Annotated in this window: 26 protein-coding genes; 10 read left to right on the top strand and 16 right to left on the bottom strand. The window is 49.4% G+C overall.

The genetic code is table 11. The features are described from left to right. Nucleotides 1-125: 125 nt before the first annotated feature. Both AMM03_RS03335 and AMM03_RS03330 read left to right on the top strand, forming a co-directional pair. Nucleotides 126-1,214 carry an efflux RND transporter periplasmic adaptor subunit gene (locus AMM03_RS03335; protein WP_090129012.1) on the top strand — a complete coding sequence of 363 codons (1,089 nt, stop codon included), beginning with the start codon at nucleotides 126-128 and terminating at the stop codon, nucleotides 1,212-1,214. Nucleotides 1,215-1,226: 12 nt separating this feature from the next. Further along, nucleotides 1,227-4,322 (top strand): efflux RND transporter permease subunit, encoded by a 3,096-nt coding sequence (locus tag AMM03_RS03330; RefSeq protein ID WP_090129011.1) that lies wholly within the window; start codon nucleotides 1,227-1,229, stop codon nucleotides 4,320-4,322. A 34-nt stretch (nucleotides 4,323-4,356) separates the two neighbouring features. On the opposite strand, the gene AMM03_RS03325 is transcribed toward AMM03_RS03330, so the two are convergent. From AMM03_RS03325 to hutC, 5 genes are read right to left on the bottom strand one after another with little or no spacing between them, the layout of a single operon-like run. Continuing rightward, the gene (locus AMM03_RS03325; RefSeq protein ID WP_090129010.1) at nucleotides 4,357-5,724 is read right to left on the bottom strand and encodes a formimidoylglutamate deiminase; all 1,368 of its coding nucleotides are present in this window, start codon (nucleotides 5,722-5,724) and stop codon (nucleotides 4,357-4,359) included. Then, complete coding sequence (gene hutG / locus AMM03_RS03320) at nucleotides 5,721-6,524, bottom strand: N-formylglutamate deformylase (RefSeq protein WP_090129009.1); 804 nt, start codon at nucleotides 6,522-6,524, stop codon at nucleotides 5,721-5,723. The genes AMM03_RS03325 and hutG overlap by 4 nt, the downstream gene beginning before the upstream one ends. Nucleotides 6,525-6,554: 30 nt before the next feature. Further along, the gene (gene hutI / locus AMM03_RS03315; protein WP_090129008.1) at nucleotides 6,555-7,766 is read right to left on the bottom strand and encodes an imidazolonepropionase; all 1,212 of its coding nucleotides are present in this window, start codon (nucleotides 7,764-7,766) and stop codon (nucleotides 6,555-6,557) included. Continuing rightward, a complete protein-coding gene (locus AMM03_RS03310; protein WP_228764540.1) occupies nucleotides 7,763-8,335 on the bottom strand; it encodes a HutD/Ves family protein in 573 nt (190 codons plus the stop codon). The genes hutI and AMM03_RS03310 overlap by 4 nt, the downstream gene beginning before the upstream one ends. Next, on the bottom strand, nucleotides 8,335-9,042 hold the full coding sequence (gene hutC / locus AMM03_RS03305) for a histidine utilization repressor (RefSeq protein ID WP_090129322.1): 708 nt from the start codon (nucleotides 9,040-9,042) through the stop codon (nucleotides 8,335-8,337). The genes AMM03_RS03310 and hutC overlap by 1 nt, the downstream gene beginning before the upstream one ends. Before the next feature lie 85 nt (nucleotides 9,043-9,127). Here hutC and hutU point away from each other — a divergent pair, with 85 nt between their 5' ends. Genes hutU through AMM03_RS03285 form a run of 4 tightly spaced genes read left to right on the top strand, consistent with a single transcriptional unit; the run spans nucleotide 9,128 to nucleotide 13,394 of the window. Beyond that, nucleotides 9,128-10,831 (top strand): urocanate hydratase, encoded by a 1,704-nt coding sequence (hutU, locus tag AMM03_RS03300; RefSeq protein WP_090129006.1) that lies wholly within the window; start codon nucleotides 9,128-9,130, stop codon nucleotides 10,829-10,831. A 53-nt stretch (nucleotides 10,832-10,884) separates the two neighbouring features. Next, on the top strand, nucleotides 10,885-11,829 hold the full coding sequence (locus tag AMM03_RS03295) for an ABC transporter substrate-binding protein (protein WP_090129005.1): 945 nt from the start codon (nucleotides 10,885-10,887) through the stop codon (nucleotides 11,827-11,829). A 5-nt stretch (nucleotides 11,830-11,834) separates the two neighbouring features. Then, nucleotides 11,835-12,611: an ABC transporter permease gene (locus tag AMM03_RS03290; RefSeq protein WP_090129004.1), complete on the top strand. Its 777-nt coding sequence runs from the start codon at nucleotides 11,835-11,837 to the stop codon at nucleotides 12,609-12,611. Nucleotides 12,612-12,614: 3 nt separating this feature from the next. Continuing rightward, nucleotides 12,615-13,394: an ABC transporter ATP-binding protein gene (locus AMM03_RS03285; RefSeq protein WP_090129003.1), complete on the top strand. Its 780-nt coding sequence runs from the start codon at nucleotides 12,615-12,617 to the stop codon at nucleotides 13,392-13,394. A 97-nt stretch (nucleotides 13,395-13,491) separates the two neighbouring features. On the opposite strand, the gene AMM03_RS03280 is transcribed toward AMM03_RS03285, so the two are convergent. From AMM03_RS03280 to AMM03_RS03265, 4 genes are read right to left on the bottom strand one after another with little or no spacing between them, the layout of a single operon-like run. Next, nucleotides 13,492-14,073, bottom strand: a complete 582-nt coding sequence (locus AMM03_RS03280) for a DUF3299 domain-containing protein (protein WP_194942741.1) — start codon at nucleotides 14,071-14,073, stop codon at nucleotides 13,492-13,494. Between the two features lie 26 nt (nucleotides 14,074-14,099). After that, the gene (locus tag AMM03_RS03275; protein WP_090129001.1) at nucleotides 14,100-15,401 is read right to left on the bottom strand and encodes an ABC transporter permease; all 1,302 of its coding nucleotides are present in this window, start codon (nucleotides 15,399-15,401) and stop codon (nucleotides 14,100-14,102) included. After that, nucleotides 15,388-16,092: an ATP-binding cassette domain-containing protein gene (locus tag AMM03_RS03270; protein WP_090129000.1), complete on the bottom strand. Its 705-nt coding sequence runs from the start codon at nucleotides 16,090-16,092 to the stop codon at nucleotides 15,388-15,390. Before AMM03_RS03270 ends, AMM03_RS03275 begins: the two co-directional genes overlap by 14 nt. Further along, complete coding sequence (locus AMM03_RS03265) at nucleotides 16,089-16,595, bottom strand: ZrgA family zinc uptake protein (protein WP_090128999.1); 507 nt, start codon at nucleotides 16,593-16,595, stop codon at nucleotides 16,089-16,091. Before AMM03_RS03265 ends, AMM03_RS03270 begins: the two co-directional genes overlap by 4 nt. A 101-nt stretch (nucleotides 16,596-16,696) precedes the next feature. On the opposite strand from AMM03_RS03265, the gene AMM03_RS03260 reads away from it, so the two are divergent. Further along, complete coding sequence (locus AMM03_RS03260; RefSeq protein ID WP_090128998.1) at nucleotides 16,697-17,005, top strand: 4a-hydroxytetrahydrobiopterin dehydratase; 309 nt, start codon at nucleotides 16,697-16,699, stop codon at nucleotides 17,003-17,005. A gap of 103 nt (nucleotides 17,006-17,108) precedes the next feature. Then, nucleotides 17,109-19,037 (top strand): PhoX family protein, encoded by a 1,929-nt coding sequence (locus AMM03_RS03255; protein WP_090128997.1) that lies wholly within the window; start codon nucleotides 17,109-17,111, stop codon nucleotides 19,035-19,037. A gap of 52 nt (nucleotides 19,038-19,089) precedes the next feature. Here the strand turns inward: AMM03_RS03255 and arsH are convergent, their stop codons facing one another. From arsH to AMM03_RS03235, 4 genes are read right to left on the bottom strand one after another with little or no spacing between them, the layout of a single operon-like run. Next, entirely contained in the window at nucleotides 19,090-19,812 is a 723-nt protein-coding gene (arsH, locus tag AMM03_RS03250) for an arsenical resistance protein ArsH (RefSeq protein WP_194942739.1), read from the bottom strand. A gap of 17 nt (nucleotides 19,813-19,829) precedes the next feature. Next, entirely contained in the window at nucleotides 19,830-20,471 is a 642-nt protein-coding gene (locus tag AMM03_RS03245) for an aquaporin (protein WP_090128996.1), read from the bottom strand. Further along, nucleotides 20,468-20,971 carry an arsenate reductase ArsC gene (locus AMM03_RS03240; protein ID WP_090128995.1) on the bottom strand — a complete coding sequence of 168 codons (504 nt, stop codon included), beginning with the start codon at nucleotides 20,969-20,971 and terminating at the stop codon, nucleotides 20,468-20,470. The genes AMM03_RS03245 and AMM03_RS03240 overlap by 4 nt, the downstream gene beginning before the upstream one ends. Nucleotides 20,972-20,988: 17 nt before the next feature. Next, nucleotides 20,989-21,315: an ArsR/SmtB family transcription factor gene (locus AMM03_RS03235; protein ID WP_090128994.1), complete on the bottom strand. Its 327-nt coding sequence runs from the start codon at nucleotides 21,313-21,315 to the stop codon at nucleotides 20,989-20,991. Nucleotides 21,316-21,546: 231 nt separating this feature from the next. On the opposite strand from AMM03_RS03235, the gene AMM03_RS14105 reads away from it, so the two are divergent. Beyond that, nucleotides 21,547-22,008 (top strand): hypothetical protein, encoded by a 462-nt coding sequence (locus AMM03_RS14105; protein ID WP_194942738.1) that lies wholly within the window; start codon nucleotides 21,547-21,549, stop codon nucleotides 22,006-22,008. A 67-nt stretch (nucleotides 22,009-22,075) separates the two neighbouring features. On the opposite strand, the gene AMM03_RS03225 is transcribed toward AMM03_RS14105, so the two are convergent. Together AMM03_RS03225 and AMM03_RS03220 are read right to left on the bottom strand one after the other, a co-directional pair. After that, nucleotides 22,076-23,155, bottom strand: a complete 1,080-nt coding sequence (locus AMM03_RS03225) for an extracellular solute-binding protein (protein WP_090128993.1) — start codon at nucleotides 23,153-23,155, stop codon at nucleotides 22,076-22,078. A 102-nt stretch (nucleotides 23,156-23,257) separates the two neighbouring features. Then, on the bottom strand, nucleotides 23,258-24,328 hold the full coding sequence (locus AMM03_RS03220) for an ABC transporter ATP-binding protein (RefSeq protein WP_090128992.1): 1,071 nt from the start codon (nucleotides 24,326-24,328) through the stop codon (nucleotides 23,258-23,260). A gap of 123 nt (nucleotides 24,329-24,451) precedes the next feature. Here AMM03_RS03220 and AMM03_RS03215 point away from each other — a divergent pair, with 123 nt between their 5' ends. Beyond that, on the top strand, nucleotides 24,452-26,062 hold the full coding sequence (locus tag AMM03_RS03215) for an ABC transporter permease (protein WP_090128991.1): 1,611 nt from the start codon (nucleotides 24,452-24,454) through the stop codon (nucleotides 26,060-26,062). Nucleotides 26,063-26,089: 27 nt separating this feature from the next. Here AMM03_RS03215 and AMM03_RS03210 read toward each other — a convergent pair whose 3' ends face one another. Further along, the gene (locus AMM03_RS03210; protein WP_090128990.1) at nucleotides 26,090-26,893 is read right to left on the bottom strand and encodes a TlpA disulfide reductase family protein; all 804 of its coding nucleotides are present in this window, start codon (nucleotides 26,891-26,893) and stop codon (nucleotides 26,090-26,092) included.

Below are 26,893 nucleotides of genomic sequence, written 5' to 3'. Positions count from 1 at the left end.
AGGCCTCCCAGACACAATTTCTGTCCACAGTAGCACATTCAAGACAATAATTCCATCGGGTTTTTTGCTTGATAAATCAATGACCCATGTACAATTCAAATCAGTGTATGAATTAGCGAGTCAGTATGAAAGCAATCCTTGGTGTTTTAGTGTCCACATTGGCCTTATCTGTTAACGCAACTGACCCCAAAGCCAACACCTCAGCGCCGGTCACCAAACCATCGCTCACAGTCAATGTGGTTAGCCCAAGCCAGCTAGACATTAACCAACATGTTTCGGCCAACGGCTCACTTGCAGCTTGGCAAGAAGCCATCATTGGTGCTGAAGCCAATGGCTTAAAAATTAGCGAAGTTCTTGTCAATGTGGGCGACCGCGTTAAAAAAGGTGATGTGCTTGCGGTGCTGCAGTCTGATACTTTGAAAGCCGAATTGGCTCAGGCGGAAGGCAGCTTGGCTGAAGCCATCGCCAGCGCCTTAGAGGCCCGCGTTCAAACTGATCGCGCAAAATCATTGCAACAGCAGGGATTTTTTAGCAATGCTCAGTTAAGCCAAACCTTGGCTACCGATGCCATTGCCCAAGCCCGAGTTCAGTCAGCTCGCGCTGCAGTTCAATTACAAACTGTTCGACTTGCCCAAACCCAAGTGAAGTCGCCCGATGCCGGCGTTATTTCATCTCGTTTGGCCACCGTTGGTAGCGTCGTCAATCCAGGCGCAGAGCTGTTTCGTCTCATTCGTCAAGGCCGCCTTGAATGGCGCGCAGAGGTCACCGCTTCCGACATTGGCCGCATCAAAGTTGGTTCACCCGTCAAGATTACGGCGGCCAGTGGACAAGTGTTGCAAGGCAAAGTTCGAATGGTGGCGCCATCGGTAGACGCCCAAACCCGCAACGCTTTGGTCTATGTCGACTTGACCGAGCAATTAGGCTCAGCCCGCGCAGGCATGTATGCCAAGGGCGACATCGTGCTTGGCCAAAGCAAAGCTATGACGGTTCCTCAAACCGCAGTGGTTGTGAGAGATGGATTTAGCTACGTCTACACCGTGGGTGCTGACAACAAAGTGACTCAGGCCAAGGTTCAAACAGGACGTTTGAGTGGTGACAGACAAGAAATACTCAGTGGCTTGAAATCAGATGAACGCGTGGTTGTCAGTGGCGGCGCTTTTCTAAACTCTGGCGATACCGTGCGCGTTGTCAATCAAGCTCCTGCGACCAAATAAAAGGTAGACACGATGTTGAACGTCTCCTCTTGGTCGATCCGTAACCCTATTCCTGCGGTCATGCTTTTTGTGCTGCTCACGGTGGCAGGCTTCATTGCATTTGGGTCTATGAAGGTGCAGAACTTTCCTGACCTAGACCTGCCCACCATTACCGTGACTGCCAGCTTGCCAGGTGCAGCGCCCACCCAGTTAGAAACCGATGTAGCCCGCAAGCTAGAGAATGCGTTAGCACCCTTGCAAGGTTTGAAACACATCACCACCAAAGTACAAGATGGCGCTGTGTCTATGACAGCTGAATTCCGCATGGAAAAACCCGTGCAAGAAGCGGTGGACGATGTGCGCTCCGCCATTCAAAGCGTTCGCGCCGACTTGCCCGGCGAATTGCGCGATCCTATTGTGCAAAAAATCAATCTGGCAGGAACACCCGTACTGGCCTACACCGTGCGCTCAAGCCGCTTGGATGACGAAGCCTTGTCGTGGTTGGTCGATAAAGAAATTACCCGCAAACTTTTGTCCTTGCGTGGCGTCGGTGCAGTCAACCGCGTAGGTGGCGTAACCCGAGAAGTCCACATTGCCCTTGACGTCAACCGCTTGCAATCATTGGGCATTACTGCGGCTGAAGTCTCTCGCCAGCTCAAGCAAGTTCAACAAGAAGGCTCTGGCGGTCGAATGGACTTGGGTATCGGCGAGCAAGCTGTGCGCACTTTGGCCACAGTGAAAACCGCGCAAGAAGTTGGACAAATTGAGCTGGCGACCTCACGCGGTGCACGCATCCGTTTGGACCAAGTGGCTAACGTGCGCGACACCCTCGCAGAGCCGCGCTCTGCTGCTAGTTTGAATGGCACACCCGTGGTGGGTTTTGAAGTGGTGCGCAGCAAAGGCGAAAGCGAAGTGGCTGTGGGTCATTTGGTGCGCAAAGCCTTGGCAGATTTTCGGATTCAGAATCCCGATATCGAAATCACAGAGTCTTTCGACTTTGTGACGCCCGTCGAAGAAGAATACTCTGGCTCCTTGATACTCCTTTACGAAGGTGCAATATTGGCGGTGCTGGTGGTCTGGTTGTTTTTGCGTGACTTTAGAGCCACCTTTGTATCGGCTGTGGCTTTGCCTTTGTCGGTCATCCCTGCTTTCATTGGCATGGCCTATTTGGGGTTTTCTATCAATGTGGTCACCCTGCTCGCTTTGTCATTGGTCATTGGGGTGCTGGTAGACGATGCCATTGTTGAAGTAGAAAACATCGTGCGCCACTTGCGCATGGGCAAAACGCCCTACCAAGCGGCCATGGAGGCTGCAGACGAAATTGGCTTGGCCGTGATTGCCACCACCTTCACCCTCATTGCCGTGTTCTTGCCCACCGCCTTCATGTCGGGTATTCCTGGTAAGTTTTTTAAACAATTTGGTTGGACGGCCTCGCTTGCCGTATTTGCCTCTTTGGTGGTAGCCCGAGTACTCACACCCATGATGGCCGCTTACATCCTAAAGCCCATCGTCACGCCCGAGAAAGAACCCCAATGGTTGGTTCGCTACATGGTTTGGGTGGCTTGGTGCATGAAGCACCGCGTAGTGACCATGGTGATGGCGACGCTGTTTTTTATTGGCTCCATCATGCTGGTGCCGCTGCTGCCTCAAGGGTTTATTCCGCCCGATGACAATTCGCAAACCCAAGTCTATGTTGAGCTCCCTCCAGGTTCAAGCTTGCAACAAACTCAGGACAGTGCCGAGCAAGCTCGCAAATTGCTGACAACGGTCAAAGATGTTCAAAGCGTCTACACCACCATTGGTGGCGGCAGCGCAGGTACAGATCCATTTGCAGGCAGTGGCGCAGCCGAAGTGCGCAAAGCCACCTTAACCATTCAACTGACCGAACGTGGCAAACGCCCACTCAAGCAGCAAATTGAAAACGACATTCGAATCGCTTTGCAGCAATTGCCTGGTGTCAGAACCAAGGTTGGCTTGGGCGGCTCTGGCGAAAAATACATTTTGGTGCTTACTGGTGAAGACCCACAAGCCTTGCAAACAGCGGCCTTGGCCGTTGAAAATGATCTCCGGACCATTCAAGGTTTAGGCTCCATTGCGTCTACCGCCAGCTTAGTCAGACCCGAGATTGCAGTGCGCCCCGACTTTGCCAAAGCTGCTGATTTGGGTGTGACCAGTGCCGCCATCAGCGACACACTGCGCGTCGCTACTTTGGGCGACTATGACGCCGCCCTGCCCAAGCTCAATCTGTCTCAACGCCAAGTACCTATCGTCGTCAAACTGAGTGACGATGCGCGCAAAGACCTCGAGGTGCTAGAGCGCTTAAGCGTTCCTGGTAGCCGTGGGCCCGTCATGTTGGGCCAAGTTGCCAGCATCGAGTTGGCTAGCGGGCCTGCTGTGATTGACCGCTATGACCGTCAACGCAATGTCAATTTTGAAATTGAACTGTCTGGCATGCCACTGGGAGATGTGACGCAAGCTGTCCAAAAACTGCCTTCGCTACAAAGCTTACCGACAGGCGTCAAAGTGGTTGAAGTGGGCGATGCCGAAGTCATGGGAGAGCTGTTTGCCAGCTTCGGCTTAGCAATGACCATTGGCGTGCTTTGCATTTACATCGTGCTAGTGCTACTGTTCAAAGGCTTTTTGCACCCAGTCACCATCTTGGCAGCCCTACCACTATCATTGGGTGGCGCTTTTGTAGGTCTGTTGATTGCCCAAAAGAGCTTTTCCATGCCCTCGCTCATTGGATTGATCATGTTGATGGGCATCGCCACTAAAAATTCCATTTTGCTGGTGGAGTACGCCATTGAAGCGCGTCGCGGCAAACCCGCAGAAGAAGGCAAACCGGCCGTACCAGGCATGAGCAGGTGGGACGCTATCTTTGATGCCTGTCACAAACGAGCCCGCCCAGTGGTCATGACCACCATAGCGATGGGGGCTGGCATGTTGCCTATTGCTGTGGGTTGGGGCGCAGCCGATACCAGTTTCAGATCACCCATGGCCATTGCCGTGATCGGCGGATTGATCACCAGCACGGTTCTTAGTTTGCTGGTGATACCTGTTGTGTTCACTTACCTAGATGATTTAGGTCAGTGGGTGTCGCGCATGTTTGCACGTTTGCAAAAGAACTAGCCGCTCAAAAATGAATGTCCAGTCAGCCCCCTCATCAGTGCCACTCAAGCTGTGACATTGTTTGAATAAATTGGGGCTTCCATCGATCTGAATTGGCATCCACTTTTTTGCCTGCGACAAAAATGCTCTTGAAGTTGGCTGAAGGCGTTGAAAAAATCAAAGCGTCTAGCAAACGATCAGTAGGTACACCCAGCAACGAATCGGACGCTAGGTCAATTTCAACCATGTCGGCACGTTGTCCCAAAGCCAGACCTGCCAAGGGCAAACCAGCAGCTTGGGAGCCACCGCGAATGGCATTTTCAAACAACACTTGGCTTGAAGAGCCGCAGCCGTTCTGGTGAAGCAAGCTGACATTGCGTTTCCGCATAGACAGTCGGCCACCGTACTCTAACAAGCGAAGTTCCTCAGTCCAATTCCGATTGACATGACTGTCTGTGCCGATTGACCAACGCATAGACTGCCGAAGGGCTTCAGGCAAGTCGAAAAAACCATCGCCTAAGTTGGCTTCTGTGGTGGGACATATCACTACAGAGGCTTGTTGCGTTTGAATACTCTTGATTTCGTCGGCGGCGGTGTGTGTGGCATGTACCAAATTCCAGCGCTTATCCAGATTGGCATTTGCAAGCAACCATGCCACGGGCCTAAGTCCCGTGTAGGCAACGCAGTCAGCAACTTCTTTGGTTTGTTCAGCCACATGAATATGCACGGGCGCTGCGCCACTGTTTGCAGTCAAATGAAGAATCTCGGCAAGACTCACAGCTCTCAAGGAGTGAATGGCCACACCTGAGGTCAAGCTGGCTTGCTTGCCTTTCGAATTGGCATACTGAACGACCAATTGCTGTAAATTCAAAATGGAATCTGGTGTCGATGCAAATCTTCTTTGCATTGAATTTAAACCGGGTTGTCCAAAGCCTTGATTCATGTAAAGGGTTGGCAACATGGTGAGACCCATACCCACATTTTCTGCAGCACGGACCAAGGCCCAAGTCATCTCTGCAGCGTCGGCGTATGCCAGCCCATCTGGATTCCGGTGCAAATAATGAAACTCACAAACATGCGTATACCCACTCTTCAGCATCTCGCTGTAGAGCCAGGTTGCGATAGATTCCAAATGATCAGGGCCAATGCTTAAAGCAACTCGGTACATGCGATCGCGCCAACTCCAGAAGTCATCGCCCGATTGCTCGCTGTGCTCTGTCAATCCGGCAATTGCTCTTTGAAAGGCATGGCTGTGTGCATTGACCAATCCAGGAATGACGCACCCAAGCTCTATGGCAGATTGGCAATCTGTGTCAGTTGCATTCGGTTGAATACGCACCCAGTAACCCTGCGCATCCGACTCCAAAAGCACATGGCTAGCCCAGGCGCCATCAACCCAAGCCAATTTAGCTTTGAACTTCATACATTCAATGATTTAACTTGATTCAGAGCGGCCAGCATCATCTGATGCAGCAGCGGCTGAACTTGAGAGGCAAGCGCAGGCTTGTAGTCATAAGGCGGCAATTCGCTCATGTAAATAGACTGGCATTTTTCCAGCTGAACGGCATGAATACCAGCTTGCGGATTACCGTATTGACGGGTGATGTACCCGCCTTTAAATCGACCATTTAACACATGGGTAAATTGGTCTTGTTGTGAGCAGGCTGCCATCACTGCACGGCCGACAGATTCGGCAGCAGACAAACCGTTTGCTGTACCAACATTTAAATCGGGTAGTTTGCCATCGAAGAGCCACGGAATTTGACCACGGATACTGTGAGCGTCCCACAGAAGCACATTGGTATGCACTAAACGCAATCTGCTTAATTCTCCAGAAAGCGCTTGGTGATACGGTTGCCAGTAGGTCTCCCGACGGCGTAATTTTTCGTTGGCATCTGGCTGGCAGCCTTCTGTGTAAAGTGGTTCGCCAGTAAAAAAACGAGTTGGGCAAAGCTCCGTATTGGAGGCACCGGGATACATGGGCGCATCATCTGGCGGGCGATTCAAGTCAATCACATACCGAGAAAATACTGGGGTCAAGATACTTGCGCCCATGTCTTTCAAAAAATTGTACAAGTGATCTAAGTGCCAATCTGCATCCTCTACCGCCAGCGCACGAGGAACATAGTTCGGTTTTAACTCGTCTGGTATGAGGGTGCCCAAGTGAGGCATGCTCACAAGCATTGGCGCTGTGCCCTGATGTAAATTAAATAAAGGTGCCATGGTTATAGAGTATTGAAATGATGAAGGGGGTTAGCGAACCTGGCCGCCCCACACAGTCGACAAACAGGGATTGGATCCAAATGCATAGGCCAGTTCAGCAGGATGTTGAACATCCCACAAAACAAAATCAGCGCGCTGATTTGCACACAAAGCACCCCGGTCTATCAAGCCCAAGGCCTGAGCAGCTACTCGGGTAACGCCAGCCAAGGCCTCTTGAGGTGTCAAACGCATCAAGGTACACGCCATGTTCAACATCAGCAACAGTGATGTACAGGGAGAGCTACCAGGATTTGAATCGGTAGAAATGGCCATTGGCACTTTGTGTTGCCTTAGAAGCTCAATCGGCGGCAACTTAGTCTCACGAATAAAATAAAAAGCACCCGGCAACAACACAGCCACAGTACCCGCCTTGGCCATGGCAGCCGCACCCTCTTCGCTAAGCCATTCCAAATGGTCACAACTTAAGGCACCATACTTTGCCGCCAAGGAAGCGCCATGACTGTCCGTCAATTGTTCTGCGTGCAACTTGACCGGCAAATTCAAGCGCTGTGCTTCTTTGAATACTTTTTCTGTCTGTGCATAGGTAAAACCAATTCGGTCACAGAACGCATCGACCGCATCGATAAGGCCTTGTGCTTGAAGGGGCGCCATCATGGTAACGACCGCATCGATGTAAGCATCGGCATTGTCTTGAAACTCGGGCGGCACAGCATGGGCCCCTAAAAAGGTATTTTTTATTTGAATAGGGCAATCCAAGGCAAGTTGCCTAGCAACCCGCAAACACTTAGCTTCATTTTCCAGTGACAAACCATAGCCAGATTTAATCTCAAGGGTTGTGACACCTTCTTTCATTAAATGGGTCAAGCGCTTTAGGGCTGCTTTGTAGAGTTCAGCTTCCGAAGCCATCCGAGTGGCTTGCACAGTCGATTTAATGCCACCGCCAGCTCGGGCAATGTCTTCATAACTGGCGCCATTCAAGCGCAACTCGAACTCATTGGCGCGGTGTCCGCCATAAACCAAATGGGTATGACAATCAATCAAACCAGGGGTCACCAGCGCGTTGCGCGCATCGTGCATAAAAGCGCCGTGGCGATATTGCATCGGCATGTCAGATCTGGGTCCTACCCATGCCAACTGCTTCCCCTCAACGACAAGGACACCATCGTCTATCAGGCCATAGTTCGCATCTTGGCCTTCTTGCATCGTTGCAAGGCGTGCGTTTTCCCAAATCTCATAACTCATGCAGAACACTCCATTTGAATCAACAGCACATGCATGTCTTTCAAGGCAATTTGCACGTCCTGTTTTAGTGTGACCCAGTACAAAGACGCATTGTCCAATGCATAACTTTGTTCATTGAGGACACATTGACCACCCTCTTCCACCATAAAGATGGCCAATGTGGTGCCTGCCCTAAAATTTTGAATGAAGTTCGATCGGTTGATGCGAGTCATGGTGGCAGAGATACCTTGCACCATGAGGTTGAAGTCCAAGGTCGGACCATTTGTCAAACAACAGTGGCATGGCGCATTGCCCGAAAACTGTATGACAGGATCCTTGGCTCCCAGAACAACTCTCTTTTCTGGAAACTGCAAGGCAACACCCTCTCCTTGCAGAACCGCAAACCAACGACTGACACCTTTGAACTCAGAAAATGGGCCATCACTGTCAATGCGTGCCACCGACATTCTAAAGATCCACTCAGTTGAATTGGGCCAACATACCAAAGCTTGGGTGGTGCCTCCACCATTTTTCCAAGGGCTTGGAGGAACATCCTGAAGCTTAATTTGCTGCCAGTCTTGCAGTTGCATCATTGGAAAGCACCTTTAAAACTGTAACGGCTGGCGGGGTAAATAAGACGCGCCAAAGAGGCCACCTGATTGGAGCTCACAGTGGTTCTGACCATGACCAAGCAAGCTTGTGAAGTTTTAATTTTTAAATGCCGAGCTTCAATCTCACTTGGCATGGCGGCTTCAATGGAATAGGCGGCACTGGTTACGGGAACGACATCTAACAAATGACGAGTGGGTGTCGTTTTTGAAAAATCAACTGTCAAATAATCAGGCGCCAAAGCCGGATTCACAAAGCGATCTTCAAATTGAAGCGGTAAGCCATTTTCTAGGTGAACCATGATGGTATGAAACAACAGACTTTTGCTGGGCAAGTTGAAGCATTGTGAGAGCGCCTTGTTGGCTTTGATGGTCCCTACAAAAATAACTTCGGTGCCATGCACATGGCCCCGCTCTTCAATTTCCTCTTGAATGTCTCGAATCTCAAGTTTTGAAGACACATGGTCTATTTTGGCCACAAAAGTACCAGACCCTTGTACGCGCCTGACAACACCTTCAGTCATCAATTCTCTAAGTGCCCGGTTAACGGTCATACGGCTAATACCGAACTGGTGCATCAATGCACTTTCACTGGGCACAGAGTCGCCAGCGACCCATTCACCATTCTTAATTTTGGTGCAAATGAAGGCCTTGACTTGCTCGTAAATGGGCACTTTTTGGGAACGCATGCAGTAGAGAATACTACGATTGACAGAAGTTGTATAGACAACTAGGATGAACTCCAATTTGTTTAAATAGACACCCTCTAGCACCATGACCGCCCCATCAAATCCAAACACATCAAGCAGAAAAGCGCGGCCCGTCAGAGCGCCTCGCGGCCCTGAAATCAGTTGCGCCAATTGGGAAATTGAGGCTGCATACCGGATGATTCAAAACAACCTCGATCCCGAAGTTGCAGAAAATCCAGACGAATTGGTGGTCTATGGCGGCATTGGCAAAGCAGCCCGCAATTGGGATTGCTTCGAAGCTATCTTGGAGTCGCTTCGCAAGCTGAAGCCCGATGAAACACTCTTGGTTCAGTCGGGTAAACCCGTAGGTATTTTCAAAACCCACACCGGCGCTCCCCGGGTCTTGTTGGCCAATTCAAATTTGGTTCCTAAATGGGCCACCTGGGAACACTTCAACGAATTAGACCGTGCAGGGCTCATGATGTACGGGCAAATGACAGCAGGTAGCTGGATCTACATTGGCAGTCAAGGCATTGTTCAAGGTACTTACGAAACATTTGTTGAAGCGGGTCGACAGCACTTCAATGGCGATTTGTCGGGTCGTTGGATTTTGACAGCGGGACTGGGTGGCATGGGGGGCGCGCAACCCCTGGCAGCTACTTTTGCAGGCGCCTGCTCCCTCAACATTGAATGTCAACAGTCTCGTATCGACTTTCGCTTAAAAACCAAATATGTCGACAAGCAGGCCGCTACTGTTCAAGAGGCACTCGACATGATTGCTTATCACACAGCGCGCAAAGAAGCTGTGTCCATTGCGCTTTGCGGCAATGCAGCAGAGCTATTGCCCCAACTGGTCGAAATTGCAAAACAAGGCGGTATGCGCCCAGACATTGTCACCGACCAAACATCTGCACACGACATCATCAATGGCTACTTGCCGCTGGGCTGGTCTATCGAAGAATGGCGTGAAGCGCAAAAAGACCCAAGCCGTCATGCAGCCCTGACTGCAGCTGCAGGTCAGTCTTGCGCAACCCATGTCAAAGCCTTGTTGGCCTTCCATGAAATGGGCATACCCACCGTCGATTACGGCAACAACCTCCGACAAGTTGCAAAGGACTACGGTGTTGACAACGCGTTTGACTACCCTGGCTTTGTACCCGCTTACATCCGCCCCTTGTTTTGCCAAGGCATTGGGCCATTTCGCTGGGTTGCACTGAGCGGTGATCCAGAAGACATTTTAAAAACCGACGCCAAGATGAAGGAACTCTTTCCTAATCACAAACATTTGCACCGTTGGCTGGACATGGCTGAAGAGCGCATCAGCTTCCAAGGCTTGCCAGCTCGCATTTGCTGGATTGGATTGGGCGAACGCCATTTGGCTGGTTTGGCTTTCAACGAAATGGTTCGAAATGGCGAGCTCAAAGGCCCCATCGTCATTGGCAGAGATCACCTAGACAGCGGCTCCGTTGCTTCGCCCAACCGCGAAACAGAAGCCATGATGGATGGCAGTGATGCGGTCAGTGACTGGCCATTGCTCAACGCCCTTTTAAACACTGCCAGCGGCGCCACCTGGGTTAGCCTGCACCACGGCGGCGGTGTGGGCATGGGCTACTCTCAACATTCGGGGGTGGTCATCGTTTGTGATGGCACCCAAGCAGCTGACGAAAAGTTGTCCAGAGTCCTTTTCAATGATCCCGCTACGGGCGTCATGCGTCATGCCGATGCAGGTTATGACTTGGCCAAAGAATCAGCCAAGCTGAACCGTTTACAGTTGCCCATGATGTCCTGATTTATTTTTCGCCGTACTTTTTCACTTCAACTTTTAACCACCAAGGAGCTCGCATGAAACGTCTCGTTACCCTGGCTTTGGCCTCAACCCTTAGCTGTGTGGCACTCGCCCAAGAAACCAAAGTGAGCATTGCGCTTTCTGGTTGGACAGGCTTTGCCCCCCTCACTTTGGCCAAAGAAGCCGGCATCTTCAAGAAGAATGGCTTGGATGTCACTTTGCGCAAAGTACCCCAAAAAGATCGCCATTTGGTGCTGGCCTCAGGCGATGTGCAATGCGCTGCAACGACTGTTGAAACGTGGATTGTTTGGAATGCCAATGGTGTTGCTACCACTCAAATTTTCCAACTCGACAAGAGCTTTGGTGCTGATGGCATGGTTGTGAAAAACGACATTGCCAAAATTACCGACCTGAAAGGTAAAACTGTTGCTGCCAGTGCGCCAGGCACAGCACCGTTCTTTACTTTGGCTTGGATGCTCAAGAAAAATGGCATGACAACCAAAGACGTCAAGATCGTGAACTTAGAACCTCAAGCTGCGGCCAATGCAATGATTGCTGGTAACGCAGGCCTTGATGCCGCCTTGACATATGAGCCTTATCTCAGCGCAGTGCGTGCCAAACCTGAAGCTGGCAAGATCATTGCCACCACCCTTGACTATCCCATGATCATGGACACATTCGGTTGTGTTCCTAAATTCTTGGCTGACAATCCAAAGGCCGCCAAAGCCATTGCAGACAGCTACTTCGAAGCGGTCGAAATGATCAGCAAAGAACCCAAGAAAAGCTTTGAAATCATGGGCGCCGATGTGAAGCAAACAGGTGAAGCCTTCGAAGCAAGCCAAAAGTATTTGCGTTGGCAAGATCGTGCAGCCAATCTGAAGTTCTTCAGTGGCGAGCATGCGCAATTCAGCAAAGAGGCTGCAGATTTGTTGTTAGAAGCCGGCATCATCAAGCAATTGCCTGACATGAGTAAATTGGCTGACACGCGTTTCATCAAGTAAGCACAATGCGCCCCTTACAACCCGTCTCTCCCAGCGCCAAAGTGGCGCTGGGCATTTCATTCTTTGTCTTGTTCTTTGCAGTGTGGGCCTTTGCCACATTGGGAGGTTACGTTTCAAAGACGTTTTTGGCAGACCCCATTACCATGGTTCGATCGGGATTTGATCTCCTGGTCAACCAAGGTTTTGGCTATGACATAGGCATGACTGTATGGCGGGTTTTAGGGGGCTTCTTCATTGCTGCAATTCTTGCAATCCCCATTGGTATTTTGATGGGTGCCTACAAACCCATTGAAGCCTTTCTAGAGCCTTTCGTTAGCTTTGCTCGTTACTTGCCTGCATCTGCATTCATTCCACTTTTGATTTTGTGGGCCGGCATTGGAGAAGCGCAAAAATTGTCAGTCATTTTCATTGGCTCATTTTTTCAATTGATTCTCATGATCGCCGTCTCTGTTGGCAACACCCGACGTGATTTGGTAGAAGCGGCCTACACCCTAGGCGCCAAAGACAGCGGTGTTGTAACGCGTGTTCTTCTGCCAAGTGCATCGCCAGAATTGGCAGAAACACTCAGAATGGTTTTAGGTTGGGCCTGGACCTATGTCATTGTGGCCGAACTCATTGGCGCCTCCAACGGCATTGGCCACATGATTACCGACAGCCAAGCATTGATGGCCACTGACCAAATTATTTTTGGAATTATTGTCATTGGTTTGATCGGTTTGATTACCGACATCGCCTTCAAAACATTCAACCGATGGCTCTTCCCATGGGCACGTTTAAGTTAAATAATGTCCATTCTTCAAATCTCCCAAGTTAGCAAAACATTCAGCACACAAGGTGCCGTCACGCAAGCCCTGACCGCAACCGATCTGACTGTTGAGGAAAATGATTTCATCACCCTACTGGGTCCTTCTGGGTGTGGCAAATCAACATTGCTCCGCATGGTTGCGGGGCTCGATACCCCGTCCTCGGGTGAAATCAAACTTGACGGCGTACAAGTCACAGGACCTGGCGCCGATCGAGGCATGGTGTTTCAAAGCTACACTCTTTTTCCTTGGCTCAACGTTTTAGAAAACGTGTGTTTTGGCTTGCGCCAAAAGGGCTTGCCCTTGGCTCAACAACATGAAATTGCCCACCGATTTTTAAAGCAAGTTGGCTTACAGGATTTCGCCAATCATTTTCCAAAGCAACTTTCAGGCGGCATGCAGCAACGTACAGCTTTGGCCCGGGCCTTGGCCAACAACCCACGTATTCTGCTCATGGATGAACCTTTTGGCGCTTTAGACCATCAAACACGTGAGTTGATGCAGGAGTTGCTCCAAGACATCTGGCAATCCGAGAGAAAAACGGTTTTGTTTGTCACGCACGATATCGATGAAGCAATCTTCATGGGCAATCGTGTCATGGTCATGAGTGCGCGGCCAGGCAGAATTAAGTGTGATTTGCCCATTGAGTTGCCCTACCCTCGCCACTACTCTGTCAAGACTTCACTCATGTTTTCAGAGTTAAAAGCCAAACTGACAGAAGAGATTCGCATCGAAGTTAGAAGAGCTAGCGGGCTTGAATAATCAAGCCTTTATTCGGGCGAAAGTTTGAACAAAACTATCGTAAATATTCAAATTCACATGGATTAAGAAAACCGATAGAGGTCAATCCTTGTGCATTCTATTTCTTGATATTGTGCAACGCCTTGTAGGGATAAATTTGGATTGCTTCGAGAGAATATCCTGAAACGCCTGAGGCTGTTTTGGTTCTAGATTCTTTTAGCTCTCCCTCTACCCAAATGACTTCCATCGACTCTAAGGTCTTTGACACATTGAGTTGTGGATGAGGCGTTACCAACACAATTTGATTGGCCGGCGGCGGCGGTGTGTGAATGCAGGCGCCAAAATAAGGGACCAATAAGAATTCGCGTTGACCAGTTCGCACGGCATCTAAGGGGACGACAAACCCAGGCATGCGAATTTTTTGATTGATGTATTTGGTTGAAATAGGCGCCTCGTCCAATTTTTTGCGCATGCTGGCCATCAATTTTTCAGCCTCTTCCGAACCATCCTTTAAAAAAGCCATGCGGCCATAGCTGGCCATGTCTTTTTTCATTTGCTGATACCACTCTTCGTTCAACAAGTCGTCCCAAGTGATTTTTTGATAGCCAGGTGTTTGAGCAAAGACTGAAGCCGAAAACAACAAACTGAAAAGCCCCAGCAAGACCTTGATCAAGGTATATCTGATTAAATTAAATTTCATGGTCGTCATTCTGAATTTGAATGAAGTCAGTTAGGCGGGTTAAGACCATCTGACAAGGACATACGATAAGCACGCCAAGCAGGAAAAGCGCTGGTCAACAGGGCGCTACCTAACAAAATGTGGATGCTCAACCAAGCTTCATGCGCTGGCCAGCCGTTGAAAGTTTGAATGCCAAAATTTTGAAGCAGATGGTCTTGAAAAACATAGATGAGCGCTTGAGCGCCTAATACGCCCCCCGCAATGGCGACCATACAGACCAGGAACGACTCACAAGCCACCATGGTGAAAATTGAAAAAGGTCTTGCCCCCAATGAGCGATAAATGGCCAACTCTTTGCGACGCGAGGACAAGCCCACCAACAAGACCGATACAACACCCAACAAAGAACAAACTGCCACCAGTGCTCCCATCACAATGAGTGCGTTTTCTACAACTCGAACAATTTGCCACAACTCATCAAGGGCCACACCGGGCAATACAGCCATGAGGGGTACAGACGACGAGCTGGGAATCAAACTCTCGATTGCTTTCCGCGCAGAAAAAACGCTGATGCGAGAATGTAAACCTACCCACACTGCCGTCAACTCAGTTGGCTGCAGGTCACTGACATTGGGCAAAGAAGTTGCCAAGTTCTGTTTGGAATCAAATGCAGAGGGACGCAAACCCATACCCCAGCCGACATGCAGCGATTCAAAGGCTTCTAGACTGATCAAAACCGACCTGTCCAAGGGCGTTCCAGTTGGCTTTAAGATTCCCACCAATTTAAAGGGATGGTCTGCATGAATAGTTTCTTCAATGGCTTGATAGCCATGGGTCAGGGCAAACGTATCGTTGAGTTTCAGTTTTTTAGATTGCGCAATCTCTGAACCAATGACAACTTGCATCAAAGAATTCGGATCAATATTTGGATCTTGAAAAGCCCGCCCTTCATTGAACAACAATTCTTTGCCCGCAGATCGGTAGTGCTTAAAAAAATCTACCGAAGTTCCCATGACTGGAAAACCATCAAATGAGTCACCCAACTGGATGGGGATCGTCCACGCCACAGTGGGTAGTTCTTTGATGCGCTTCAAGTCGGCATAAGGCATATTTTGGGTGGGCGTACCCAACTGAAAGACGCTGTACAAAAGAAGATCTGTTTGGCTACCGCGTGGACCCACCACCAAATCAACACCGCTCAATGCATTGGAAAAGCTGCGCTTGGCATCGGCACGAATCTGTTGCACACCCAACAAGACAATGACCGACAGGCACACAGCCGCGGCCACAAGGCTGAGTGAATATTTTCTGGACCATGCACTTTTGACAACTAAATTAAGCCAAAACATGCTTCGACTCCGAACGTGGCATTAAAAACACCTGGTCAAACTGAGACGCAATTCGCATGTCATGGCTAACAGTCACCACGCTTGAATTTTGCGCCTTGGCCGTAGAAAGCAAAAGATTCAAAAAATCAATCTTGTTGTCCTCGTCCAATGCCGACGTCGGTTCATCAGCAACGATTAGGGCTGGACAGCCCAAAAGTGCTCTTGCAGCTGCCACTCTTTGCTGTTCTCCCACAGACAAAAGATTGGCTTGCCGAGCTCGCAATTCTGGTGACAAATGAAGTGCATTGCACAAAAATTCAACATGCGACTGAACACTGCCATAAAGTTGAATCGATTTCTGAAGTCGGCTGTCAAACAGCTTGCTGGGCAATTCAATGTTTTCTTGAACTGTTAAGAATGGCAATAAGTTGAACTGCTGAAAAATAAGTCCCAGGTGCTCTCCACGGAATCGATCGCGGTCAGAAGAAGACAGTTCACCTAAAGACGTTCCCAGAACCTCACAAGCGCCCTGCTGCGCTACTTGAATACCAGTTATCAAACTGAGCAGGCTAGACTTACCGCAACCGCTTGGCCCGCCAATGAACAAGGTTTGCCCTTGTGGCAAATTGAGTGATTCAATAGAAAATAACGGACGGGACTGCTTGGGCCAAGCAAATTGGATGTTGGTCAAGGACAGCGCCGAAGCATTCATAGCGAAAAAGTAGGCTTGCTAGAGCGGATGGTTGCTGATTTTTGAACACCTTGAGAGACCCACTCTATTTTGAGTTGATGCGATTTAAGATGAAATTTGAAAAAAGGAAAATCAAACTTGGTTAAGGCTTTTGGATTGGCACATTTGAACTTAAAGCCATATTGAAGATCTCCATGCCCTTTGCCTTTGATACCTTTGAACATGTCTGACTCTGCCAGTACTTCAAGCTGCTGACACTTTGCATCACTTGGCAATTCAATGAAGTAACTGGCATTTTCAAGTGACTTTTGAAGCTTGTTCATAGCCTCAGTTTGTGCCGTATTTTTGGGCAGTTGTTCAAATCCGAGTAAAGCTTCCATGGGCATGGTCCACTGTCCTTGCAAAACATCACTATGGAGGCTGAGCTGTAGCGTACCCTTACCATGTGCATGCTGGGCCAATGTTGGCAAAGAAGTGCCGATAACCAACATCACAGTGAAACTTCTGATCAATTTGGATTGCATGAAGACCTTTGAAAGCAAATAGATATTGACCCGATTATCATCAAAATTTAATGGGAATGTCACAATTTGAAATTGAATGACCGACTGAAAAAGAGGGAAAAATGCAAGCTTTAAATCGCATGAATGCAGACGAAATTGCACCTAATCTTCAAAGCTTACCTTTATGGTCACTTGACACTGGGTTAAAGGCTCTTTGCAGAGAGTTTCGTTTTTCAGACTTCGGCCAAGCATTTATGTTCATGACGCAAGTCGCCAAAGCTGCTGAAACACACAATCACCACCCTGAATGGCGCAATGTTTATAACAAAGTTTGGGTGACATGGACCACGCATGACGTCGATGGATTGAGTCTGAAAGACATCCAGATGGCAAAGATATGCGACCAATTATTTTCAGGCCCAACATCATAAAAGCTCATTGGTAGCCTTTTTAATGTTTGTCACACAATTGACAAACAAATCGCTTACAACAAGCTGAGTTTCTATTCGCTTAACTTGAGGCAGACCAATCACCATGGCAAAAGACTTTTCTTTGATGGAAGACAGCAACCGTTCTTCTAACCCCAGCATTCATGATGTTTCTGACCCTTCGCGTCGCCAAGTATTGCGCGGCGGTCTAGGCGCATTGGCCAGCAGTTTCCTAGCACCCCTTAGCGCCATCGGCGGCGCAGCTGCCCTAACGGGCTGTGCATCGCTTGGCATGAGCCCAGCGGCCAAAATTGGCTTTAAAAGTGTTGCCATTTCAACTGCCGACAGAATCACTGTCCCAGAGGGTTACATGGCGCATGTCATTGCTGCCTGGGGCGAACCGGTAGGTATTGCGGGTCAAAACAACCAGTTTAAAGAAGACGCCAGCAACACTGCCGCTGAGCAAGAAACTCAAATGGGCATGCACCACGATGGCATTCATTTTTATGCGCTCGATGGTTCAAAGCGCGGCTTGTTGGCCATGAACCACGAATACGTTGACCACGGCTTGTTGTTCAAAGATGGTGCGGCCAATTGGAGTGCCGAGAAAGTACGCAAATCTCAGGCTGCGCATGGCGTGTCCGTCATTGAGGTTCAAGAAAAAGGTGGCAAGTGGGAAGTGGTCAACCCCTCCAAATATGCACGCCGCATTACCACCAATACACGCATGGCATTGGGCGGTCCTGTTGCTGGTCATGCCATGGTTAAAACCGCTGCCGATCCAGAAGGCAAAGTGGTACTGGGTACTTTGAACAACTGCGCCAGTGGCATCACTCCTTGGGGCACTTACCTGACCTCTGAAGAAAACTTCATCAATTACTTTAGCGGCGGCGACAAACTGTCTGAGCACGAACGTCGCTGGGGCTTGAAAAAAGGTGGTGTGGGCTATCGTTGGCACGAACACGATGCGCGTTTTGATGCCACCCAAAACCCCAATGAGCCCAACCGATTTGGCTGGATTGTTGAAATAGATCCTCAAAACCCCAATGCCACGCCCGTGAAGCGAACAGCCATGGGTCGTGGTGCGCACGAAGGCGCTACCGTTGCCGTCACTAAGGACAATCGCGCGGTTGTTTACATGGGTGAAGACGCCCGCTTTGAATACATTTACAAGTTTGTCAGCAGAGACGCCATCAAGCCAGGCGGTGCTGCGGCCAACACTACCCTGCTCGATCACGGCACACTGTACGTTGCCAAATTCAATGCAGATGGCAAGGGCCAATGGCTCGCGTTAACGCACGGTCAAGGTCCTTTGACAGCGGCCAATGGTTTTGCAGACCAAGGCGAAGTTCTGATCAAAGCTCGCCAAGCCAGCGATATTTTGGGTGCCACCAAAATGGACCGACCTGAATGGATTGATGTCGACAAGCAAGGCTGGGTCTACGCCACCCTCACCAACAACAGCAACCGCGGTGGCAACAAGCGTCCTGCAGTAGACGCAGCCAATCCTCGCGCCAACAACACCCAGGGCAATATCATTCGTTGGAAGGAAGATGTCGATTTCCATGCCACTACTTTTGCATGGAACCAATTCATCATGGCCGGTGACCCATCAGCAGACCGCGCAGATGCCAAAGGCAACATCAAAGGCGACATCTTCTCTTGCCCAGATGGTTTGTGGGTCGACGGCCGCGGCTTGATGTGGATTCAGACGGACATGTCTACATCCAACATGGGCAAAGGCGACCTGAAGAACTTTGGCAACAACATGATGTTGGCGGCTGACGTTCAAACTGGTGAAACACGCCGCTTCTTGGTCGGACCTGTTGGTTCCGAGGTTACAGGTGTAACTGAAACACCCGACGGCAAAACCATGTTCGTCAACATTCAGCACCCAGGCGAAACACCCAGCGAACAAACCAACCCTGCCAACCCCCGTGCCATCTCCAATTGGCCCGATCAAAAACCCACAGGTCGCCCCCGTTCTGCAACCGTCGTCATCCGCAAACTAGACGGCTGCATCATCGGCACCTAAGCCAGTCATAAGGTCCCCTTAATTGGGGTCAGATCAACATTAATTTAAGCCATTAAATGCTTTTTTGATTCACTCTTTTGGAGAGCTCTTCGGCAGACTCTTTGCGCTCACTGTAGCGGTCAACCAAATAAGGTGAAATATCTCGAGTCAGCAGTGTGAACTTCATCAACTCTTCCATGACATCGACCACCCTGTCGTAATAAGCGGATGGCTTCATTCGGCCATTTTCTTCAAACTCCAAGAATGCTTTGGCCACAGAACTTTGATTGGGGATGGTCAGCATTCGCATCCATCGACCTAGAATGCGCATTTGATTGACCGCATTGAATGACTGCGACCCACCGCATACTTCCATGACCGCCAAGGTTTTTCCTTGGGTAGGACGCACAGCACCGACAGACAACGGGATCCAATCAATCTGGCTTTTGAGAATGCCTGTCATGGCACCATGACGCTCAGGCGAACACCAAACCATACCCTCAGACCAAGCAGCTAAGTCTCTTAATTCCTGAACTTTAGGATGTGTATCAGGCGCGGCATCCGGTTGCGGCAGACCGAGGGGATCAAACACCCTCACCTCTGCGCCCATCGAAGTCAATATGCATGCAGCCTCTAGCGTTAACAGCTTGCTATACGACCGCTCACGCAAGGACCCGTACAACATCAAAATTCTTGGTGCATGCGTGGAAATAGTTGGCGCCAAGAGAAACTGCTGCTGAGGGATCTTGAAACATTGAAGATCAAGATTAGTAGATGCATCAAAAATTTGAGTCATGCAAATTGCTTTGAAAATTAATCCCGATAGATTTCATGCAGCGCCCAACCTAGCAGCCCACCTACCAGCTGCGCGATGATAAACGCAGGCACATCTGCTGGAGAAATTCCAGCGAATGTATTTGAAAACATACGCCCGAATGCTGCTGCAGGGTTGGCAAAGGACGTGCTGGCTGTAAACCAATAAGCCGCGCCAATATAGCAAGCCACTATGCTAGAAGCCTTGCCTTGCGGGGAACGCAAAATGACAAACAACAAACCACCTGTAGCCACTGCTTCTGCCAACCACTGAGCTTGGCCTGTGCGAACTTTGGCAGACCACTGGAATATTTCAAGCTCAAACATGGCATGCGCTAACCAAGCCCCCAAAGCAGCACCCATGAGTTGGGCCACAACGTAACCCAATAATTGATGCCGATCCAGATCCTTTCGGATGGCAAGGACCAAGGAAACCACTGGATTGAAATGCGCACCGCTGATAGGGCCCATTGTTTCAATCAACACATACAGAGCAAATAGTGTGGCCAACGTATTGGCCAAAAGTGCAACGGCCACATTGCCACCAGCCAATTGCTCTGCCATGATGCCTGAGCCAATGACGGCACACAGCAATGCTGCAGTGCCAACCAGCTCGGCAAAATAACGTTTCCAATGGATCATTTGTTGGACAAATCGCGCGCTGTTTTCTCTAGAACGATTTTGTTCAAACTGCTCATCGGCAGGTTGATAAAGATCTCTAGCCTTCTTTTAATCAGATGCAGTGTTTGTGAAAAGGCTTCTAATTTTTCAGCATCAGAGCCATTGCCTTCAGAAGGATCGGCATAGCCCCAATGTGCCGTTGCAGGCTGACCTGGCCAATAAGGGCAAACTTCGCCAGCGGCGTTGTCGCAAACCGTGATGACCAAGTCCATTTGAGGGGCATCAGGCGTTGCAAAAACATCCCAACTTTTGCTGCTCAAACCAGCCGTTGAAATTCTGGCTTTTTCTAAAGTGACAAGGGCCAACGGATTGGGTGATTGATTTTCCCTAGGGCTGCTACCAGCAGAAAAAGCTTTGAACTTGCCTTGTCCCATGTGGTTAAGCAATGCTTCAGCCAGAATACTTCTAGCTGAGTTGTGCGTGCATAAAAATAGAACGTTCAAGGGTTTTGTATCGGACACTTCGGTTTCCTAAGGGGCTAACAAGTTTTACAAATGTTGTCAGTCGTCACTTCACACACTTCACCTTGGCAACAGTTTTCCGACAGATATGCCAAGACGGCATTCATGCGGTCGTATTGAGCCCGGTAAATAAGGTTGCGACCACTGCGCTCTTGAGAAATCAAATCGGCGTTCATCAACTCTTTCAAATGAAATGAAAGTGTGTTGGCTGGCAAACCTAAGGAGTTAGCCAAGTCAGCTGGCGTTAGCCCAACGCTGCCCTTGACGACCAAGGCACGAAAGATTTGCAAACGATGGGTCTGAGCCAACGCAGCCAAGGCTTTGATAACGGATTTGTTCTCCATAATTCAATGATATTAGAAATATATGACTGAATTATGACGCCTATTTATCGAGCCTCAAGGGTCAAGAGGCGTCCATATGCCTAGATCAATTTGTCAGAAACCCAGGCATAGAACTAAAAACGCATCAAGGAGATGTAATTTGACAAAGATCAAGCCCACACCCGACCCCAAAGCCTACATTGAACCTACGTTTTCGAATTTAAAACGCGACGATATTTGCGAGGCAATTTCATGAAAACAAATCACCAACTTGGCCTGATAGCGCTGATAAAGCGATCAAGGCCCATCAACCTCATCACGGGCCCCATCATCTACAGCATGATTTTGCCTATTGTGCTGCTCGACATCTGTGTGTCGTTTTATCAATGGACATGCTTTCCGATTTATGGCATTCAGAAATTTTCACGGCATGACTTTATTATTTTTGATCGTCAAGAACTGAAATACTTAGATTGGATTTCAAAGTTTCACTGCACCTATTGCGCCTACGGTGTCGGTGTGGTTTCCTATGTCAGTGAAATCATCAAAGCCACTGAGTCGTATTTTTGCCCCATCAAGCACAAAGAGAAAAAGTTGCTTGAATCCCAAAGACATTGGCAAGCCCTTGCTTATGAACAAGGCCCAGACTTTGACTTTGAGGCTTACCTAGAAAAAGTTAGAAAACAAATGGAAGCAAGAAATCAACTAGGATGAAATAACCAAAAAATGGTAGACGTGCCAGTCAACAAGCAGACACCCTCATCGATTAATCAATTCAAGATTACTTAAATCCCACCCGGTCCAACATCTGCTGCACTTTGATTTGATTCATACCCACCGCACTGATAGGCAGCACTTCACTTTTAAAGCTCCCACCCGACATGGCTTTGAGGGCGGGGTTGTCAAATGAAACACCTTTGGCCACTGGCCATTCATTGTTGCCGTTGGCAAAATGATTTTGTGCGGATGTACTGGCCAAATACTCCAAGAACTTCACGGCGTTAACCGTGTTTTTTGAATTCTTGGCTACAGCCCCTCCCGCAATGTTCAAGTGCGTACCCCAACTGGATTGGTTGGGGAATACCACGCCCACTTTGTCCACCAAGGCTTTGTCTGCCGGATTGCTAGATCGCATCAAACGCGCCAAATAATAAGTGTTGGTGACCGCAACTGCGCACTCCCCAGAAGCAACACCTTTGATTTGGTCGGTATCACCCCCCGCAGGATTGCGGGCCATGTTGGCCACTAGGCCTTTTAACCAAGCCTCGGTTTGTTGTGGTCCCATGTGGTCCATCATGGCGCCAAACAAACTCAGGTTGTAAGGATGAGACCCAGAGCGAATGCACAACTTCCCTTTTAACTGAGGGTCGGCTAGTTTTTCGTAAGTATCTACGTCTGTCTTTTTAACTTTGACTTTGTCATAAACAATGACGCGGGCGCGAGTAGACAGTCCAAACCAAGCAGTGCCGCCATTGTCCGAACGTTTTGCTCTCAGATTTTCTGGAATAGCCTCTTCCAGCAATTTGGATTTGATGGGCAAAAACAAGCCATCGACCTCGGCACGCCATAAGCGAGAGGCATCCACCAACAAAATCACGTCTGCTGGCGATGCGGCACCTTCGGCTTTCAGCCGGGTCAAAATGCCAGCATCGTCTGCATCGACTCGGTTTATTTTGATGCCCGTGATTTTGGTGAAATCGCTGTACAGGGCCTCATCTGTGGGGTAGTGCCTGGCTGAGTAAATGTTGATCGATGGTGCGGGCGTTTGGGCAAACAGAACTTGAGGCAATGTGCAAAGCAAAAGCGCGCCTAGAACTTGGGGCACCTGAAAACCAGTGTTTTTGAGAGATATCTGACGCATGCGGCACTCTTTTAGAGATTGAATGCCTAAATTCTACATCAAATAAGAATGATTCTCATTTGCAACCAGACTCAAAAAAGGGGGAATTGGCATTTGAAACCGTCAATTCGACTTTTGATTGAATGTCACCACATGGTCCACTTCGGCTCTGATGCCAATCCACTCCCCCAAATGGTGGTCGTGGTGACTAGGAACGTGGGCTAAGACGATATCGCCAGATTGCAGGCGCAAGGTATACAAAAATTCGGAGCCCCGAAATGCTTTGCGAATGATTTCGGCTTTAACCGCTGCATGGTCATCATGAACAATGTCATCAGCACGAAGCAATACATCACAACGGGCATCATGAACAAGGTCCACTTCATTGACTTCGTGCTCGTCTGACAGCAATCCTAATACCGTCTGAACTTCTAATCGACCATTTGCAGACTGACGTACGCCTGGAATAAAAACACCGTGTCCAATAAATTCCGCCACAAATCGGGAGGCAGGTCGGTGATAGAGGTGGTACGCATCGGCCCACTGTGCCAAATGCCCTTCTTGAATAACGCCAATCACATCACCAATGGCAAAGGCTTCCATTTGATCGTGCGTGACAAAAAGCGCTGTGGCATTGGCTGCCTTCAAAATTGATCTGATTTCGACGGCAAGTCGCTCACGCAAATCGACATCCAAGTTTGAAAACGGCTCGTCCAATAACAAGAGATCAGGTTTGGGTGCCAAAGCGCGAGCTAATGCGACGCGCTGCTGTTGACCACCAGAAAGTTCATGGGGGTAACGCAGCTTGACCTCCTCCAAACCCACCAAGCCAAGGACTTCTTGAATGCGCTTTGTCTGATCAGATTTTGGAAGGCCTTGAATGCCAAATGCGATGTTCTCGGCCACGGTGAGGTGCGGGAACAAAGCGTAATCTTGGAAAACCATGCCCATGCGGCGTTTTTCGGGCGCTTCCGTAAAGCCGTGCCTGCTGACCACTCGATCGGAGAGTTCAATTTGGCCAGCATTCAAGTCTTCTAGACCTGCAATGGCTCGCAACAAGCTGGTCTTGCCACAACCTGAGGGCCCAATCAGCACGCCAATTTGGCCAGCTTCGAGCTGCAGCGAAACGCCTTCAACTGCCGACCTGCTTTGGCCAGCATAGCGAACATCGACTTGAGACACTTTCAGAAACATAGACACAGATTGTAAGGACAGAAGACGTTCAAAACAGCCAGTGCCGCTGCTTGCTCCTTACAATGCTGTGTGGCTATTTTTTCTGTAGTTAGCCCAGCTGCCCCAAAAAACATCCCTGCTCTTATGCAATTTTTACGAATCCGCTCAGTCTTGATCAGCTTGCTGGCCTTGGTCGTCAGCCTGCCGGTCTTGGCCCTCATTGCCTCATGGGCCGAGTGGAATTCTGGCTCTGCGCAGGTTCTGCTTGAGATGTTTCAAACAGTTTTGCCAGACTACACCAGCACCAGTTTGTGGTTGTGCCTGGGGGTTGCCTTGGGCGTCAGTGTGTTGGGTACCAGCATGGCTGCAACCGTGACCTTGTTCAAATTTCCAGGTCAAAGCTTTTTCGAATGGGCCTTGTTGTTGCCCATGGCCATTCCTGCTTATGTGGTGGCCTACGCCTACACAGACTTCTTCCAATTCAGCGGCCCCTTTCAAAACTTCATTCGAACAAATTGGGGATTAGAAGGTCGCGTGTTTCCAGAGATTAGAAGTTTAGGCGGCGCCATGGTGGTCTTCACATTGGCGCTTTATCCCTACGTCTACCTGTTGGCACGAACTGCCCTTAGTGAACGCGCATCGCATTTGATGGAGGCCGCACGACTGCTAGGTGCTCCCCTGCACCGCCGTATTCTCAAAGTGGCATTGCCTCTAGCGAGGCCAGCCATTGCGGCCGGCGTGGCGCTTGCCTTGATGGAAACCTTGGCTGACTATGGCGTCTCTAGTTATTTTGGCATTCAAACTTTCACCGCGGGCATCTATAAATCTTGGTTAATCCTGGACAACCGAGTGGCAGCGGCACAACTGGCCAGCCTTTTGTTGGTCGTGGTTTTGATGCTGCTACAAATTGAAAAAAAAGCACAGTCGCGCATGCGATTTGCACTGGCTAAACCAAGCGGCGTCTCTTCTAGCGAAGCCCAACCCGTCAAACTTATAGGCTCTAAAGGATGGGCTGTCAGTGTTGCTTGCAGCTTGCCCATCTTGTTTGGTTTTATTTTGCCCATTGGTTTTATGGTCAAACCTTTGTTGGCGTCAGATGTCAGCATTCCTTGGGATCGCTTTATGGGCTGGGCCTTTAACAGCTTGCAATTGGGCGCCCTCACCGCTTTGTTGGCTGTGGGTGTTGCCCTGCTTCTGTCTTTTAGCCTTAGGCAAAAACCAAATGTATTCAATCGAATGACCACCCAATTGGTCGGCTTAGGCTATGCCGTTCCAGGCGCAGTCATTGTGGTGGGTTTACTCTTGCCCATCACATGGCTTCAACAGCACTGGCCAGAATCTAAAGTGGGTTATTGGTTAACTGCTACCAGTTTGGGACTCATTTGGGCTTATCTGGTTCGGTTTTGTGCAGTGGCACTTCAGTCTGTGCAAAGCGGCTACGCGCGCATACCAGTGAGCTTAGACGACACATCACGAATGCTGGGCGTTTCTGGCTTCAGTATGCTGCAAAAAGTGCATGCGCCTTTGCTTCAAAAGTCTGTAGCGGCAGCGGCATTGCTTGTGTTTGTCGATGTCATGAAAGAGCTGCCTGTGACTTTGGTGCTGAGGCCTTTCAATACAGACACGCTGGCTGTAGTGGCCTATCAGCTAGCAAGAGATGAACGCTTGGGTGAAGCCGCACTGCCCAGCTTGGCCTTGGTCATGGTGGGCCTGCTGCCAGTGATACTCCTAAGCAGATCAATGAAAAAGGCTTAGGTGCATCCCCAATTCTCAAAAATATTTCTAATTTAGAAGAGAGAGTTGAATTTGCAAACTTGAAGCGGTTAGTACGCCGATGTGTATTTTGATCAATGCACCCTTTGCGTCATAAAACAAAGTGGTTGGCAGGCTTTGGCTGCCAACAGCTGGCCCTAAAGATGAAGAAGGATCTAGCCAAACATCCTCTAACTGCCAGTTTTGTTGCTTCAAAAATTCTTTGACATGCGTTTGAGTTTCGCCCTGATTGACAAAAACAAACCTGACTTGCGTGTCAGACTTTTGAGCCCTTGAAAGTATCGGCATTTCTTGGCGACATGGACCGCACCAGGAGGCCCACAAGTTCACCACCAGTGGCCGACCATCCAGTAGTCCTTCCAGTTGACTGACCTTGCCGTGCTCAAGCGCCATCACCTGGACATTGGGCAGTTGAGGTATCTGCTGTTGATCAGACCACCAGAAGCCTGCCCAGCAAAGCGTGAAACCCAATGCTGCAGATTGAAATGCAAGCCACCGAACAGCAACGCGATCTCTAAGTTGCCATACCAACCAAACCACGATGGCAGCACAGCCCACAGTGGCATGCCAACCACCATCGCGAATGTCAATCAATGCCCACGGATTGCTCAAATAGGCATCGGCATGCAACAGCACATACGCCAAGCGAGAAGCGATCAAGCCAACCCAAAAGGTCGACGTTGAAAGCGCCTGCGCAAATGTCTTGTCATCCGTGGCCACTCTTCGGGCAAAAACCCAGCTTGTCAAAAAAAAGCTAAGTAAGACCCAAAATGGCAAGAATGGAAAAGAAATGGGGCCGATTGAAAATGACAC

The organism is Limnohabitans sp. Rim11 (assembly GCF_001269365.1).
Classification (GTDB): domain Bacteria; phylum Pseudomonadota; class Gammaproteobacteria; order Burkholderiales; family Burkholderiaceae_C; genus Limnohabitans_A.
This window is presented reverse-complemented; position numbering and strand designations above follow the sequence as displayed.

Bases quoted from the DNA above. Each gene is read 5' to 3' on its own strand.
- arsH (WP_194942739.1), bottom strand. From the start codon at position 19,812: ATGACTCAAATTTTTGATGCATCTACTAATCTTGATCTTCAATGTTTC.
- AMM03_RS03325 (WP_090129010.1), bottom strand. From the start codon at position 5,724: ATGAAGTTCAAAGCTAAATTGGCTTGGGTTGATGGCGCCTGGGCTAGC.
- AMM03_RS03310 (WP_228764540.1), bottom strand. From the start codon at position 8,335: ATGCAACTGCAAGACTGGCAGCAAATTAAGCTTCAGGATGTTCCTCCA.
- AMM03_RS03265 (WP_090128999.1), bottom strand. From the start codon at position 16,595: ATGCAATCCAAATTGATCAGAAGTTTCACTGTGATGTTGGTTATCGGC.
- AMM03_RS03295 (WP_090129005.1), top strand. From the start codon at position 10,885: ATGAAACGTCTCGTTACCCTGGCTTTGGCCTCAACCCTTAGCTGTGTG.
- AMM03_RS03235 (WP_090128994.1), bottom strand. From the start codon at position 21,315: ATGGAGAACAAATCCGTTATCAAAGCCTTGGCTGCGTTGGCTCAGACC.
- AMM03_RS03335 (WP_090129012.1), top strand. From the start codon at position 126: ATGAAAGCAATCCTTGGTGTTTTAGTGTCCACATTGGCCTTATCTGTT.
- AMM03_RS03220 (WP_090128992.1), bottom strand. From the start codon at position 24,328: ATGTTTCTGAAAGTGTCTCAAGTCGATGTTCGCTATGCTGGCCAAAGC.
- hutG (WP_090129009.1), bottom strand. From the start codon at position 6,524: ATGGCACCTTTATTTAATTTACATCAGGGCACAGCGCCAATGCTTGTG.
- hutC (WP_090129322.1), bottom strand. From the start codon at position 9,042: ATGCGTTCCCAAAAAGTGCCCATTTACGAGCAAGTCAAGGCCTTCATT.
- hutU (WP_090129006.1), top strand. From the start codon at position 9,128: ATGACCGCCCCATCAAATCCAAACACATCAAGCAGAAAAGCGCGGCCC.
- AMM03_RS03245 (WP_090128996.1), bottom strand. From the start codon at position 20,471: ATGATCCATTGGAAACGTTATTTTGCCGAGCTGGTTGGCACTGCAGCA.
- AMM03_RS14105 (WP_194942738.1), top strand. From the start codon at position 21,547: ATGAAAACAAATCACCAACTTGGCCTGATAGCGCTGATAAAGCGATCA.
- AMM03_RS03270 (WP_090129000.1), bottom strand. From the start codon at position 16,092: ATGAATGCTTCGGCGCTGTCCTTGACCAACATCCAATTTGCTTGGCCC.
- AMM03_RS03330 (WP_090129011.1), top strand. From the start codon at position 1,227: ATGTTGAACGTCTCCTCTTGGTCGATCCGTAACCCTATTCCTGCGGTC.
- AMM03_RS03290 (WP_090129004.1), top strand. From the start codon at position 11,835: ATGCGCCCCTTACAACCCGTCTCTCCCAGCGCCAAAGTGGCGCTGGGC.
- AMM03_RS03260 (WP_090128998.1), top strand. From the start codon at position 16,697: ATGCAAGCTTTAAATCGCATGAATGCAGACGAAATTGCACCTAATCTT.
- AMM03_RS03275 (WP_090129001.1), bottom strand. From the start codon at position 15,401: ATGTTTTGGCTTAATTTAGTTGTCAAAAGTGCATGGTCCAGAAAATAT.
- AMM03_RS03215 (WP_090128991.1), top strand. From the start codon at position 24,452: ATGCAATTTTTACGAATCCGCTCAGTCTTGATCAGCTTGCTGGCCTTG.
- AMM03_RS03285 (WP_090129003.1), top strand. From the start codon at position 12,615: ATGTCCATTCTTCAAATCTCCCAAGTTAGCAAAACATTCAGCACACAA.
- AMM03_RS03255 (WP_090128997.1), top strand. From the start codon at position 17,109: ATGGCAAAAGACTTTTCTTTGATGGAAGACAGCAACCGTTCTTCTAAC.
- hutI (WP_090129008.1), bottom strand. From the start codon at position 7,766: ATGAGTTATGAGATTTGGGAAAACGCACGCCTTGCAACGATGCAAGAA.
- AMM03_RS03280 (WP_194942741.1), bottom strand. From the start codon at position 14,073: ATGAAATTTAATTTAATCAGATATACCTTGATCAAGGTCTTGCTGGGG.
- AMM03_RS03225 (WP_090128993.1), bottom strand. From the start codon at position 23,155: ATGCGTCAGATATCTCTCAAAAACACTGGTTTTCAGGTGCCCCAAGTT.